Source organism: Bacteroides difficilis (assembly GCF_048319815.1).
Taxonomy (GTDB): Bacteria; Bacteroidota; Bacteroidia; order Bacteroidales; family Bacteroidaceae; genus Bacteroides; species Bacteroides zhangwenhongii.
In genome coordinates, this window is the sequence record NZ_CP182814.1 from 1 (window position 1) to 15,361 (window position 15,361).

The window sequence follows — 15,361 nt, forward strand, 5'->3', positions numbered from 1 at the left end:
ATGATAGAATCAAATCATGTCGTACTTTGGAACCGCTGTCTTGATATCATAAAAGACAATGTTCCCGATACGACATATAACACTTGGTTTGCCCCTATTGTTCCATTAAAATATGAGGACAAGACTTTGTATTTACAGATTCCCAGCCAGTTTTTCTATGAGATTCTGGAGGAAAGATTTGTAGATTTAATACGCAAGACTTTGTATAAGGTCATTGGCGAAGGAACCAAGTTGATGTACAACGTCATGGTAGACAAAACTTCGATTCCGAACCAAACCGTGAATCTCGAAGCAAGCAATCGTTCTACGGCTGTAACTCCTAAAAGCACATCGACAGATGGTCGGAAAATACCCACTTTCTTAGAGAACCATGTCATTCAAGATATAGATTCGCATTTAAATCCCAATTATAATTTTGAAAACTTCATTGAAGGTTACAGTAATAAACTTTCAAGAAGTGTAGCTGAAGCCGTCGCCGAGAAACCGGGAGGAACGGCTTTCAACCCGTTATTCCTCTATGGAGCTTCCGGAGTAGGGAAAACACACTTAGCCAATGCTATCGGTACCAAAATTAAAGAATTATACCCTCAAAAAAGTGTATTGTACGTATCGGCACATTTATTCCAAGTACAATATACGGAGTCAGTACGTACCAATACAACTAATGATTTTATCAGATATTATCAAAATATCGATGTATTAATCATTGATGATATCCAGGAATTTGCCGGTGTTACCAAAACACAAAACAATTTCTTCCACATCTTCAATCATCTACATCAGAACGGCAAACAGCTTATACTGACTTCCGACCGTGCTCCTGTATTGTTGCAAGGTATTGAAGAACGTCTGCTTACCCGTTTCAAATGGGGTATGGTAGCTGAATTGGAAAAACCGACCGTAGAACTTCGCAAAAATATTCTGCGCAATAAAATACATCGCGATGGACTCCAATTTCCAGAGGAGGTAATCGATTATATTGCCGAAAATGTGAATGAAAGCGTACGTGATTTGGAAGGTATCGTTATTGCTATCATGGCACGTTCTACTATTTTCAATAAGGAAATAGATATGGATCTGGCTCAACATATCGTGCACGGTGTTGTTCACAACGAAACGAAAGCCGTCACCATAGATGATATCCTTAAGGTAGTATGTAAACATTTCGACTTGGAACCTGCAGCTATACACACTAAATCCAGAAAGAGAGAAGTGGTGCAAGCACGTCAGATTGCCATGTATCTAGCTAAAAATCACACAGACTTTTCAACTTCTAAGATCGGCAAATTCATTGGCAACAAAGACCACGCAACCGTACTTCACGCTTGCAAAACCGTGAAAGGGCAACTGGAAGTAGATAAGAGTTTTAATGCAGAAGTGCAGGAAATTGAAGCGTTACTAAAAAGAAAAGGAATTAATGATTAGTGATTAGCAGGCTCATGATTCATGTTTCACAAGCCATATTCACTAATCACTACTCCACTAACCATTATTTCAGTTCACCATTATTTCAAGAATCCCTGCCGACGAAGCACCTTTAATAGATTTTCAGACATAAACTCATTATCTTTCTTTGTATAACGAACATCTGTAAAGACCTGGGCTAGAGTTTCTTTCTTATTCTCCTCTATAAATTGTTTGCTTTCAGGCAATGATTCTTTATAAGCATAGAGTTTATCTATTTTTTTCGGTGTATAATCATGATACATTTCCTCGTGTACAGCAGCTTCCAAAGGCAAGCGATCAACCTGTGCAGGAATTCCATCCGGGTAACCGACTGTAATTGTCGTCAAGGGAAACACCAATTCGGGCAATCGGAGTATATCGATAATCATTTGAGGATTATAAGTAGTGGTCCCCAAATAGCAAATTCCGAGCCCTACTTCCTCTGCCAACGTACAAAAAGTCTGTGCGACAAGCAGAGTATCCATAGACGCATTCATAAAAGACATTAAATTGTCATAGCCAGGTACAGCTTTTCTTTGCTCACACCATTTTGAAAAGCGACGAAAATCAGCACAAAAAGTAAGTACAACAGGGGCACTCTTCACCATAGGCTGATTAAAATGAGCCGGTGAAAGTTTCTCTTTCATTTCAGCGTCACGAGTCACAACCACACTATAAAGCTGCATACCTCCCATCGTAGAAGCTCGGAATGAAGTTTCAAGCAAATCATTTAACAAATTAGGAGTAATATCCTTCGATAGATATTTCCTGATAGTCCTTCTGTTCTTTACGGTTTCAAACATTTCTTTTTTATTGCAAAGATATAAAAAGAAAAATCTATTTTGCTATATCTACAGAACAGAATAGTTTTCTTTTTGGAAAACTTTAACCTTTAAGAGAAAAGCAAATTCCCCTGTTTATCAAATACTTATCATTAGTAAATAGAAAACTTACAGCCTGTTAATAAATTATTTCATTTTTATTTTGATAGATGAAAAAACATTCTTAGATTTGCATCCACATTTGTTAACGATAAGTAAACTTCTACACATTACTTATTAAAAATCAGATTTAACGCATATTGCATCGTGGAAAAACAAATTTATTCTTATGACGAAGCCTACGAAGAATCTTTACGATATTTTCAAGGTGACGAACTTGCTGCAAGAGTTTGGGTAAACAAATATGCAGTAAAAGATTCTTTCGGAAACATTTATGAGAAGTCTCCGGAAGATATGCATTGGAGAATTGCTAATGAAGTGGCACGCATCGAATCGAAGTATCCGAATGCTCTAACAGCAAAAGAACTGTACGATCTATTGGATCACTTCAAATACATTGTTCCGCAAGGTAGCCCGATGACAGGAATCGGTAACGACTATCAAGTTGCTTCCCTATCCAATTGTTTTGTTATCGGCGTAGATGGTGCCGCCGACTCTTATGGTGCTATCATTAAAATTGACGAAGAACAAGTACAACTGATGAAAAGACGTGGAGGAGTGGGCCATGACCTATCCCATATCCGTCCGAAAGGTTCTCCCGTTAAAAATTCAGCATTAACTTCAACAGGTCTTGTGCCATTCATGGAACGTTATTCCAATTCGACCCGTGAAGTAGCTCAAGACGGACGTCGCGGAGCACTCATGCTAAGTGTATCTATCAAACATCCGGACTCAGAAGCTTTCATCGATGCAAAAATGACAGAAGGAAAAGTAACCGGAGCAAATGTTTCCGTGAAATTAGATGATGCTTTCATGCAGGCTGCTGTTGACGGAAAACCATACTTACAACAATATCCTATTGATTCTTCCGACCCTACATTTACAAAAGAAATAGATGCTTCTACTTTATGGAAGAAGATCGTTCACAATGCATGGAAATCAGCAGAACCGGGTGTTCTGTTCTGGGATACAATAATTCGCGAATCCGTACCGGATTGTTACGCAGATTTAGGTTACCGAACCGTTTCCACGAATCCATGTGGCGAGATACCTCTATGTCCTTACGACTCATGCCGTCTCTTGGCAATCAATTTGTATTCATATGTAGTAAATCCGTTTAAACCGAATGCTTATTTCGATTTTGATCTGTTTAAGAAACATGTGGCATTAGCTCAACGTATCATGGATGACATCATCGACCTCGAACTGGAGAAAATCGAACGCATCATGCACAAGATTGATGAGGATCCGGAAAACGACGAAGTGAAGCGGGCAGAACGTGTACTTTGGGAAAAGATATATAAGAAAAGCGGACAAGGACGACGTACAGGTGTAGGTATCACTGCAGAAGGTGATATGCTCGCAGCGCTGGGATTACGCTACGGAACAGAAGAGGCTACCGAGTTTTCAGAAAAAGTACATAAGACAGTAGCTCTTGGCGCTTATCGTTCTTCTGTAGAAATGGCGAAAGAGCGCGGTGCTTTCGAAATATACGACAACAAACGCGAGCAGAACAATCCGTTCATCCAACGTTTGGCAGAAGCCGATCCTGAGCTGTATGAAGAAATGAAGAAATACGGACGACGCAACATTGCCTGCCTGACTATCGCTCCCACCGGAACAACCAGCCTGATGACTCAGACAACTTCTGGTATTGAACCGGTATTCTTGCCTGTTTACAAGCGTAGAAGAAAAGTGAATCCGAATGACACAAATGTTCATGTCGACTTTGTTGATGAAACAGGGGATGCGTTCGAAGAGTATATTGTATTCCATCACAAGTTTGTCACATGGATGGAAGCCAATGGATACGATCCGTCCAAACGCTATTCTCAGGAAGAGATTGACGAATTAGTAGCCAAGTCTCCTTATTATAAAGCTACCTCCAACGATGTCGACTGGTTGATGAAAGTAAAGATGCAGGGAAGAATCCAAAAATGGGTAGACCATTCCATCAGCGTAACCATTAATCTGCCGAATGACGTAGACGAGGATCTGGTAAACCGTTTATATGTGGAAGCATGGAAATCCGGTTGTAAGGGTTGTACCGTATACCGTGACGGCTCCCGTTCCGGTGTACTTATCTCAGCCAAATCCGACAAAAACAAGAAAGAGGAACTTCCTCCTTGCAAACCGCCTACGGTCGTAGAAGTGCGTCCACGAATATTAGAAGCAGATGTTGTACGTTTCCAGAATAACAAAGAAAAATGGGTGGCTTTCGTTGGCCTGCTAGATGGACATCCTTATGAAATCTTCACCGGTCTGCAAGATGATGATGAAGGTATTTTATTACCTAAGAGCGTGACTAGCGGACGTATCATCAAAAATATAGATGAAGACGGAACGAAGCGTTACGACTTCCAATTTGAAAACAAACGCGGATATAAGACGACTATTGAAGGATTGTCTGAGAAGTTCAATAAAGAATATTGGAACTACGCCAAATTGATTTCCGGAGTACTCCGTTACCGAATGCCAATAGAACAAGTTATTAAACTGGTAGGTTCTTTGCAACTGAACAGTGAAAATATCAATACTTGGAAAAACGGTGTAGAACGCGCTCTGAAGAAGTACATCCAGGATGGAACCGAAGCAAAAGGCAAGAAATGTCCGAACTGTGGCAATGAAACTCTCGTTTATCAGGAAGGATGTCTGATTTGTACCACTTGCGGGGCTTCCAGATGTGGATAAACATTCTATAATATATGATCTTATCATTTAATATCGAATACCGTACCAATTGGGGGGAGGAAGTCAAGCTTGCAGGCTTATCGACGGAATCCACCCCAATGTACACTACAGACGGTATATATTGGACGGCAGAAGTGGAACTGGAAGTTCCTCAAGAAGGGTTGACTATCCATTATAGCTACCAGATAGAACAAAACGGAATTGTCATCCGCAAAGAATGGAACAATTTTCCACGATGCCTTTTCCTATCCGGTACTCCTAGAAAAAAGTATAGAATCAATGATTGCTGGAAAAATATCCCGGAGCAACTATACCTTTACAGTTCTGCCTTTACAGAAGCATTATTATCACATCCCGAAAGAGAAGACATTCCGCAAGGGTACAAGAAAGGGCTAACAATAAAAGCTTATGCCCCGCGCATCAACAAAGATTATTGTCTGGCCATTTGCGGCAATCAGAAAGCATTAGGTAACTGGAATCCGGAAAAAGCCGTTTTAATGAGTGACTCCAATTTCCCCGAATGGCAGGTGGAACTAGATGCAAGCAAGCTCAAATATCCTTTGGAATACAAATTTATCCTTTGCCATAAACAGGAAAGAAAAATTGATTGCTGGGAGAGAAACCCTAATCGCTATCTGGCAGACCCGGAAATAAAGACGAACGAGACACTCGTGATTTCCGACCGATATGCCTATTTTGATATTCCAATGTGGAAAGGTGCAGGAATTGCCATCCCCGTATTTTCTCTGAAATCAGAAAAAAGTTTTGGAGTAGGTGATTTCGGTGATCTGAAACTCATGATCGATTGGGCGGTAAACACCCATCAGAAGGTCATCCAAATTCTACCGATTAATGACACGACCATGACCCATACATGGACGGACTCTTATCCCTACAACAGTATTTCCATCTATGCTTTTCATCCGATGTATGCGGATATAAAGCAAATGGGAACACTGAAAGACAAAGAAGCAGCCTCTAGGTTCAATCAGAAACAGCAAGAACTGAATAATCTTACAACTATTGATTATGAGGCTGTTAACCGGATTAAATGGGAATTCTTCCATCTGATATTCCAGCAAGAAGGGAAAAAAGTATTGGCTTCCGAGAAATTCAATGAATTCTTCGAAGCTAACAAAGAATGGTTGCGACCTTACGCTGTCTTCAGCTATCTGCGTGATGCTTACCGAACCCCTGACTTCCGTGAATGGCCGAGACATTCTGTATACGATGCACAGGAGATAGAAAAGATGTGTCAACCGGAAACGGTAGATTATCCCCACATCGCATTATACTACTATATCCAATATCATCTGCATCTGCAATTATTGGCTGCGACAAAATATGCTCGTGAAAATGGGGTCGTACTAAAGGGAGACATACCTATTGGCATTAGCCGCAACAGTGTGGAAGCTTGGACAGAACCTCATTACTTCAATCTCAACGGACAAGCAGGCGCTCCTCCCGATGACTTCTCGGTCAACGGACAAAATTGGGGATTCCCTACCTACAATTGGGATGTAATGGAAAAGGACGGATATCGCTGGTGGATGAAAAGATTCCAGAAAATGGCCGAATATTTCGATGCTTACCGAATTGACCATATTCTCGGTTTCTTCCGTATTTGGGAAATACCGATGAATGCCGTACATGGATTGTTAGGACAATTCGTTCCCTCCCTACCGATGAGTAGAGAAGAGATAGAAAATTATGGTTTCACATTCCGAGAAGAATACCTGTCTCCATTCATTCATGAATCATTTCTCGGACAGGTATTTGGACCTTATGCCAATCTCGTAAAACAAGACTTTCTCCAGTTAGTGGACGAATCCGGTATTTACCGTATGAGACCAGGCTTTGAGACACAGCAAGAAGTCAAACAATTCTTTGCCGGTAAAAATGATGAAAACAGTATCTGGGTCCGTGATGGATTATATTCTTTAATCAGTAATGTACTGTTTATTCCGGACAATAAGGAACAAGGGAAGTATCATCCCCGTATCGGAGCGCAACGTGATTTCATTTTCCGTTCGTTGAGCGAAGAAGATAAGAATGCTTTCAACAAATTATACAACCAGTATTATTATCATCGCCACAACGACTTTTGGTATCAACAGGCCATGAAAAAGTTACCTCAATTGACACAATCTACCCGTATGTTGGTATGTGGCGAAGATTTAGGCATGATTCCCGCTTGTGTGTCCTCCGTAATGAACGAGTTACGTATTCTTAGTTTGGAAATTCAACGAATGCCAAAGGATCCATCGTATGAGTTCGGACATTTAAATGAATATCCATACCGATCTGTGTGCACCATTTCCACTCATGATATGTCTACTCTACGTGGCTGGTGGGAAGAGGATTATCAACAGACCCAACGTTATTACAATACAATGTTGGGACATTATGGCACAGCTCCTGCCGTTGCAACTCCGGAACTTTGTGAAGAGATTGTACGCAATCACCTCAACAGTAATTCTATTCTCTGCATACTGTCTTTTCAAGATTGGTTGTCAATTGATGGAAAATGGAGAAATCCTAATGTGGAAGAAGAACGAATTAATGTTCCATCCAATCCACGAAATTATTGGCGATATCGGATGCATATCACATTAGAGCAACTGATGAAAGCCAAAGAACTGAATAGCAAGATAAGTGAATTAATACAATACACAGGAAGAAACCCGGAAAAATAATTTGACTTCTATCTATATTAAACACGGATTATACAAATTCCTTTTTAAATCTGTATAATCCGTGTAAACAGCTTATTAAAGGAATGAAAGAGACCCCGAGTAAACGTATTGATTTTGTAGACTTAACTAAAGGAGTCTGCATCATTCTCGTAGTCATGACACATATTGGTGGAGCTTTTGAGCTACTCGACAGGGGTTCTATGTTATCCTGTTTCCGTATGCCACTGTATTTTTTTATATCAGGAGTTTTCTTTAAACCATACGAAGCTTTATCAGGATTCATTCTTCGGAAAATAAACAAGTTGATTATCCCTTTTCTTTTCTTCTATCTAAGTGCATTCCTCCTCAAATACATCATTTGGAAAATAGCACCGGGAGTATTCCATTTACCTGTATCATGGAAAGAACTTTTGACAGTATTTCATGGACATGACCTCATCAAATTCAATCCGCCGATCTGGTTTCTAGTAGCCTTATTCAACTGTAATATCCTGTTTTATCTAGTCCATTTCCTAAGAAATAAATATCTGCCTGCCATGTTTGCTCTTACCTTATTGATCGGGTGCACAGGATTTTATCTAGGTAAAGCACAAATAACACTCCCTCTCTATCTCGATGTTGCCATGACGGCTCTCCCTTTCTATGTAGCAGGATTCTGGATTCGCAGATATAACTTCTTCTTATTTCCACATCACCGTTTTGATAAGTTAATTCCGCTTTTCGTTTTGTCGGCATTGTTAGTCATGCATTTTACTGCTACTACATTGGGGATGAGAACAAACAACTACTCCGGGAATATCTTTCAAGTATACATCGCTGCATTCGCCGGAATATTTATGATTATGCTACTTTGCAAAAAAGTGAAAAGAGTAAAGATTATTTCTTATCTAGGAAGGTACTCTATCATCACCCTAAGCATACACGGTCCCATACTCCATTTTCTAGAGCCATTGGTAGCACGCTACATTCATAATAGTTGGGCACAAGCAACAATGCTTTTGTTCATAACATTAAGTATATGTATTCTACTCACCCCCCTCTTTCTGAAAGTAATCCCGCAAATGGTTGCACAGAAGGACTTGTTAAAAATCAAACAGATTCATACTAAATAATAAATAGTATATGAAAATAAATAAAAGCTATATCTTTTTGAAAGGAATTCGATTTTACGCCTACCATGGAGTAGCCCCACAAGAAAATTTGATTGGCAATGAGTATATTATCGACCTAAAACTAGGTGTTGACATCAGCAAGGCAATGCAGACAGACGAAGTGACAGATACTGTAAACTATGCTGAGGTATATAACGTTATAAAAACAGAAATGGATATTTCATCCAAATTACTGGAACATGTAGGAAAACGAATTGTGAAGAAACTATTCGAACAATTCGCTACTATTGAAGACATCGATCTGCTTCTATCCAAACGAAACCCACCGATGGGAGCAGACATAGAATCGACAGGAATAGAACTTCATTGTAGCAGAAAATAAAACGGGCACGTCTGCCATTCCGAACCAATCAAGAATAGCAGACGTGACAATAAATTATGGTAAAAGTTCTATTGGTAGCTTATAATCTTTTCTTTTTCCTTCTATTCACAGATTCCACAGCTTCCGTTACCACAGGCTTATTCTGGAAACGTTTTGTATAACTGGAATAGTCAGGATGGATACGTTCGTAGTCAGGATCCATAAACAACGGGCTGGAAATAATATGATCCGCTGTTGAACGGTTACAGCAAAATACGATATTTTCCACACCGGCCAAACGAGTCAAAGCTTTTACATCTGTATCATGAGGTTGCAAAGTCATAGGATCAGTAAAAAAGAAAAGATAATCAATCTGCCCATCGACAATACGTGATCCCATCTGCTGATCACCGCCTAATGGACCGGATTTCAGTATTGTAAAATCCCATTCTACATCAGGATGTTTTTCTTTCAATGCTTCCAGTATTAGTGTCCCAGTAGTACCTGTACAATAGAATTTATTTCCCATCAACAGTTCTGAATTCCACAACACCCACTCGATAAGATCTTTCTTCATCGCATCATGTGCCACCAGCCCGATGCCCCTTCTAACCTTTGATTCCATTTCGTTATCCTTTTAAGTCCGACAATTGAGAGAATCGTTTGCATCCTCTCGCATAAAACTGCCACAAGATACTACTTTTTATCTGTTCAGGTATTAAATTCAAAGTTTTTTTTCTTAGGTTCTCTTCTCTTAATGAAGAAAATGACGGACAAATCCGTTTATATTCGTCCCGTGCACGAATCACTGCGCGAGCATTGTCCCAATCCCCTTTCAGAAAGAAAGTAAGTGCCGCCACATAATCCAAACAAGTCCGAATACGCATCACTTTATTTAACTCCTCCTGAGGAAGATTCTTATAAAGCATGACAAGATTATTACGGAAATTAAGAAAAGTCTTACGAGGATTCTCTTTTTTAAGCGTGGCTCCTCCAACATGATAGACTACACTTTGCGGAATGCAGACAATCCCACGTCCTCGAGAACGGAGTCGCCAACACAGATCTATTTCTTCCATGTGTGCAAAAAAGCGTCCATCCAATCCTCCAACATCCAGATAATCCATACGACGAATAAACAAAGCAGCTCCTGTTGCCCAGAAAACCGGAATCACCGTATCGTATTGCCCTTCATCTTTTTCGACTGCTCCCATGATACGTCCCCGACAAAAAGGATAACCATACTTATCTATGAATCCGCCTGCCGCTCCGGCATATTCAAAAAAATCCTTTTGGCGCTGACTTCGTATCTTCGGTTGGCAAGCAGCCACTTCGGGATGCTTATCAAGATAAGCAATCATCGGTTCCAACCAATGTTCCGTCACTTCAACATCCGAATTCAGAAGAACGACATACTCTGCATCTACTTGTCGCAAAGCCAAATTATATCCGTCCGCAAAGCCATGATTCTGTTCGAGTAAAATCATCCGGACGGATGGAAACTCCCGCTGAATCATAGCTACCGAATCGTCCGTAGAACCATTATCAGCCACACAGATTTCTATTTCTTTCCCCTCCGAATACTGAATAACAGATGGAAGAAAAGTACGAAGCATATCACATCCGTTCCAATTCAGAATGACGACTGATACTTTCATCTCTTATCTTTTCTCTTAATAAGTTCTTCCTGTTCTTTTTGCTCGCATTCCTTCTTCGTAAATTTCCAGCGCTTATGCGACCACAACCAATAAGCAGGTTCTCTACGAATGGTCTGTTCCAGTTCATGGGCAAACATATCCGTAATTTCTCCTTCGACTGTCTCTTTGGGAGCTTCAGTCATCAATTTAAACTCAGCCTCACAATATCCCCTACGTGTCTTCGTCAGTTCACAATAAAAGACAGGGAAGTTCATCATTTTTGCAATACGTTCAGCTCCATTCAAGAAAGCAGTCTCCTGCCCCATAAAAGTAGTCCAATACCGATCACCACTAGGCCATTGGTCTGTAATCAGACCTACTACCATATTTTTTCCTTCACGCTTCAATTTGATAATTTCACGTGCAGTAGAATGTTTAGGAATATTATATCCACCGAAACGGGAACGAATCTGTTTAAACAGTTCATTCAGATATTTATCCTTCAATGGTTTGTAAACTTGTACAGGTACATCGCCGGGCTTCATAACCGATCCCATTCCAATCAGCCATTCATAGTTGGCATAATGGGGAATCATCACAATAATACCTCCATATTTTTCCGTCAATTCCAAATATTGTTCTGTATTCTTATAAATCATCCTTTGGCAAAGATCTTCAGCAGACATATGCAACAGTTTCAGGTCCTCCAGCATATAATCCGAAAGATAGCGATAAAATTTACGTTCTATCTGCAATCTTTCCGCCTCAGTCTTCTCCGGAAACGACTTTTTCAGATTTTCCCGAACTACCTTCCGGCGATATCTCCCCACATGATACATCAACAGATAATTGAAATCCGAAAGCATATACAATATCCGGAACGGAAGAGCTGAAAACAGCCACATCCCACCATATACCAGCCAATAGATAAGTTTAGATTTCATACTTATATCAGAATTGTGCCTTTAAGCGCTGTCTTGTCCTCATTAAAATCTCCCAAACGCACGTTAACCACTTGATTATCCAATGAGTTATCACTTTCCACTTCTACACGAATATAATTCTTCGTAAATCCGTGCATCGGAGTACTCCCCTTCGACTTTTCCAGCAACACCGACATCGTCTGTCCGATATGGCGCGCATAAAAGGCCTGTGTTTTTTCATCCGAAAGTGCCAACAGCCGTTGACTGCGTTGATGCTTTTCTTCCGGAGACACCACATGATCTATTTTCAAGGCTTGCGTTCCGGGACGCTCGGAATAACTGAACACGTGCAATTGGGTCACGTCCAATCCGGAAATAAACCGATAAGCTTGCTCAAAAAACTCCGCAGTCTCGCCACGAGTACCCACAATCACATCCACACCAATGAAAGCATCCGGCATAACCTCTTTGATTTTCTTCACCTTCGATGCAAAAAGAGCCGTATCATAACGACGACGCATCAATTTTAAAACTTCATCACACCCAGACTGCAAAGGAATATGAAAATGTGGCATAAAACTACGGGAATGGGATACAAACTCAATAATTTCATCCGTCAGCAGATTCGGTTCAATGGAAGATATACGATAACGCTCGATTCCTTCTATCTGATCCAACGCTTGCACCAAATCAAAGAAAGTCTCTCCCGTCGTCTTGCCAAAATCACCGATATTCACCCCAGTCAAGACTATCTCTTTACCACCTTCCGCTGCAGCTTGCCGAGCCTGTTCGACCATAGAAGCAATAGTTCCGTTACGACTCCTCCCCCTTGCAAACGGAATGGTACAATATGAACAGAAGTAATCGCAGCCATCCTGTACTTTCAGAAAAAAACGAGTACGGTCTCCCCGTGAACACGAAGGAGAAAACGAACGAATATCTTTCGTTGCAGTAGTTATGGCCTCTCCTTTTTCATGCTTCTGCAAATTACCCAGATACTGCAGCAGTTCGCCTTTCTGTTCCGCCCCCAATACAACATCTACTCCATCAATTTTTGCCACATCACCGGGCTTCAATTGGGCATAACACCCGGTCACTACCACAAAAGCACCAGGATGTTGTTTCACCAATCGATGAATAGCCTGCCGACATTTCTTGTCCGCCATTTCCGTCACCGAACAAGTATTTACCACACAGATATCCGCTTTCTCTCCCTTGCGTGCAGTACGAACTCCCGCCTCACGCAGAATTTTACCGATAGTTGAAGTCTCTGAAAAATTTAATTTGCAGCCCAATGTATAATAAACGGCTGTCTTATCTTGGAACACAGTGGTATCTATCATAAGCTGTTATAAACACATTAACTTTGCAAAGTTACACATTATTATTAGTAAAACACTTTTGGATACGAAAGTTTATTCCTATTTTTGCACAATTCACTAAAAAACGTGCAATGATTAAAGAGAATTTCATTAAACTGTACGAAAATAGTTTTCGTGAGAATTGGGATCTGCCTTGCTATACAGATTATGGAGAAAATACCCAATATACTTATGGCCAAGTAGCCGAAGAAATCGCCCGTTTACATCTGTTATTCAAGCATTGTAGTCTTCGCAGAGGAGATAAAATATCGGTTATCGGCAAAAATAATGCTCATTGGTGCATTGCTTATATGGCTACAATCACTTATGGAGCAATTATTGTCCCTATCCTGCAAGACTTTACCCCCAATGATGTCCATCATATCGTCAATCACTCCGAATCTGTCTTTCTGTTTACCAGTGACAATATCTGGGAAAATCTGGAAGAGGAAAAACTTATGGGGCTGCGGGGAGTGTTCTCATTGACTGATTTTCGTTGTCTGTATCAGCGCGACGGAGAAACCATACAAAAGTTCCTAAAGAACCTCGACAAAGAAATGCATTCTGCTTATCCTAAGGGATTTACCCGCGAGGATATTCAGTACACTACCCTCTCTAATGACAAGATTATGTTGCTGAATTACACCTCAGGTACTACCGGCTTCAGCAAAGGCGTAATGCTGACAGGCAATAACCTTGCCGGAAATGTCACTTTCGGTATTCGGACTGAGTTACTTAAAAAAGGAGACAAAGTGCTCTCATTTCTTCCGCTTGCTCATGCGTATGGTTGCGCATTCGACTTTCTGACAGCAACAGCAGTTGGTACTCATGTCACCTTACTCGGAAAAACTCCTTCTCCCAAAATTATCATGAAGGCTTTTGAGGAAGTGAAACCTAATCTGATTATCACTGTTCCCCTAGTCATCGAAAAGATATATAAAAATATTATTCAGCCTCTTATCAATAAAAAAGGTATGAAGTGGGCACTGAACATTCCTCTGCTCGATAATCAGATTTACAATCAAATCCGCAAAAGACTGATTGACGCATTGGGTGGACGGTTCAAGGAAATCATTATAGGTGGAGCAGCTATGGATAAAGAGGTGGAAGAGTTCTTCTACAAGATTAAGTTCCCCTTTACCATTGGTTATGGAATGACCGAGTGTGGACCTCTTATCAGCTATGCACCTTGGAATGAATTTGTACTAGGTTCCTCCGGAAAGATTCTGGACATTATGGAAGCTCGTATCTACAAAGAAAACCCGGAAGCCGAAATAGGGGAAATACAGGTACGCGGAGAAAATACAATGACAGGATACTACAAGAATCCGGAAGCGACACGGGAAGTATTCACTGAAGACGGCTGGTTACGTACCGGTGACCTCGGAACAATGGATGCCAACGGTAACATTTTCATTCGCGGACGACTTAAAACAATGATTTTAAGTTCAAGTGGGCAGAACATTTTCCCGGAAGAGCTGGAAACGAAACTAAATAACCTTCCTTTTATTTTGGAAAGTATCGTTATCGAACGTAACAAGAAATTGGTAGCACTCGTCTATGCTGACTATGAAGCATTGGATTCTCTCGGACTGAACAATCCGGATAATCTGAAAACCATCATGGATGAGAACCTTAAGAACTTGAACAACAATGTAGCCGCTTACGAAAAGATCAGCAAGATACAACTCTATCCTACTGAATTTGAAAAAACACCGAAAAGGAGCATTAAAAGATACCTATATAACAGTATAGCTGTCGATTAACATGTTCTAAAACATAGGGAAAGAAAGGGAAAGCGGGCAGTTACAAAAAAATATATAAAAAAAGTTGGCTTTTCGAGAACAACATATCGAAAAAGTACATACCTTTGCAGCGTTTTAATAAAGCAATTGATTGTATTACGTTTTTAAAAAGCAAAGAAAATGAAAAAATTAGTTTTGATGGCAGTAGCTATCGTAGCAGTATCATTCGCATCTTGTGGTAACAAAGCAGCTGACGCAGCAAAAGCAACAGCAGATTCTATCCGTATCGCTGATTCAATCGCAGCAGTAGAAGCAGCAGCAGCTGAAGAAGCAGCAGCAGCCGACACAACAACTGTTGATAGCGTAGCAGTAGAAGCAACTGAAACTGTAGTAGCTGAATAATTCAGTTACAAGCTAGAGAGAATTGAAAGTCTGACATGCGAAAGCA

General features: G+C 40.5%; 12 protein-coding genes. 7 read left to right on the top strand and 5 right to left on the bottom strand.

Annotated features, from left to right (window positions below; all coding sequences use genetic code 11):
• Complete coding sequence (dnaA, locus tag ACNOGP_RS00005) at positions 1-1,425, top strand: chromosomal replication initiator protein DnaA (RefSeq protein WP_186967447.1); 1,425 nt, start codon at positions 1-3, stop codon at positions 1,423-1,425.
• Between the two features lie 80 nt (positions 1,426-1,505).
• Here dnaA and ACNOGP_RS00010 read toward each other — a convergent pair whose 3' ends face one another.
• Positions 1,506-2,249 carry an NADPH-dependent oxidoreductase gene (locus ACNOGP_RS00010; RefSeq protein ID WP_418213745.1) on the bottom strand — a complete coding sequence of 248 codons (744 nt, stop codon included), beginning with the start codon at positions 2,247-2,249 and terminating at the stop codon, positions 1,506-1,508.
• A 285-nt stretch (positions 2,250-2,534) separates the two neighbouring features.
• Here ACNOGP_RS00010 and ACNOGP_RS00015 point away from each other — a divergent pair, with 285 nt between their 5' ends.
• From ACNOGP_RS00015 to folB, 4 genes are all read left to right on the top strand, one after another.
• Positions 2,535-5,078: an adenosylcobalamin-dependent ribonucleoside-diphosphate reductase gene (locus tag ACNOGP_RS00015; protein WP_007767037.1), complete on the top strand. Its 2,544-nt coding sequence runs from the start codon at positions 2,535-2,537 to the stop codon at positions 5,076-5,078.
• A gap of 14 nt (positions 5,079-5,092) precedes the next feature.
• Positions 5,093-7,774, top strand: coding sequence for a 4-alpha-glucanotransferase (locus ACNOGP_RS00020; protein WP_418213746.1), 2,682 nt, complete (start codon positions 5,093-5,095; stop codon positions 7,772-7,774).
• 83 nt (positions 7,775-7,857) lie between these two features.
• Complete coding sequence (locus tag ACNOGP_RS00025; RefSeq protein WP_418213747.1) at positions 7,858-8,886, top strand: acyltransferase family protein; 1,029 nt, start codon at positions 7,858-7,860, stop codon at positions 8,884-8,886.
• A 10-nt stretch (positions 8,887-8,896) separates the two neighbouring features.
• Positions 8,897-9,268 carry a dihydroneopterin aldolase gene (gene folB, locus ACNOGP_RS00030; RefSeq protein ID WP_007767047.1) on the top strand — a complete coding sequence of 124 codons (372 nt, stop codon included), beginning with the start codon at positions 8,897-8,899 and terminating at the stop codon, positions 9,266-9,268.
• 79 nt (positions 9,269-9,347) lie between these two features.
• Here folB and ACNOGP_RS00035 read toward each other — a convergent pair whose 3' ends face one another.
• Genes ACNOGP_RS00035 through mtaB form a run of 4 tightly spaced genes read right to left on the bottom strand, consistent with a single transcriptional unit; the run spans position 9,348 to position 13,150 of the window.
• On the bottom strand, positions 9,348-9,872 hold the full coding sequence (locus tag ACNOGP_RS00035) for a methylglyoxal synthase (protein WP_143864940.1): 525 nt from the start codon (positions 9,870-9,872) through the stop codon (positions 9,348-9,350).
• A 4-nt stretch (positions 9,873-9,876) separates the two neighbouring features.
• Positions 9,877-10,905, bottom strand: a complete 1,029-nt coding sequence (locus ACNOGP_RS00040; protein WP_418213748.1) for a glycosyltransferase family 2 protein — start codon at positions 10,903-10,905, stop codon at positions 9,877-9,879.
• Complete coding sequence (locus ACNOGP_RS00045; RefSeq protein ID WP_418213749.1) at positions 10,902-11,828, bottom strand: lysophospholipid acyltransferase family protein; 927 nt, start codon at positions 11,826-11,828, stop codon at positions 10,902-10,904. Before ACNOGP_RS00045 ends, ACNOGP_RS00040 begins: the two co-directional genes overlap by 4 nt.
• A 2-nt stretch (positions 11,829-11,830) precedes the next feature.
• Positions 11,831-13,150 carry a tRNA (N(6)-L-threonylcarbamoyladenosine(37)-C(2))-methylthiotransferase MtaB gene (gene mtaB / locus ACNOGP_RS00050; protein WP_143864937.1) on the bottom strand — a complete coding sequence of 440 codons (1,320 nt, stop codon included), beginning with the start codon at positions 13,148-13,150 and terminating at the stop codon, positions 11,831-11,833.
• Between the two features lie 110 nt (positions 13,151-13,260).
• Between mtaB and ACNOGP_RS00055 the strand changes: the two genes are divergently transcribed.
• Both ACNOGP_RS00055 and ACNOGP_RS00060 read left to right on the top strand, forming a co-directional pair.
• On the top strand, positions 13,261-14,934 hold the full coding sequence (locus tag ACNOGP_RS00055) for a long-chain fatty acid--CoA ligase (protein ID WP_186967455.1): 1,674 nt from the start codon (positions 13,261-13,263) through the stop codon (positions 14,932-14,934).
• 159 nt (positions 14,935-15,093) lie between these two features.
• Positions 15,094-15,315: a hypothetical protein gene (locus tag ACNOGP_RS00060; RefSeq protein ID WP_007767056.1), complete on the top strand. Its 222-nt coding sequence runs from the start codon at positions 15,094-15,096 to the stop codon at positions 15,313-15,315.
• The last annotated feature ends 46 nt before the right edge of the window (positions 15,316-15,361 follow it).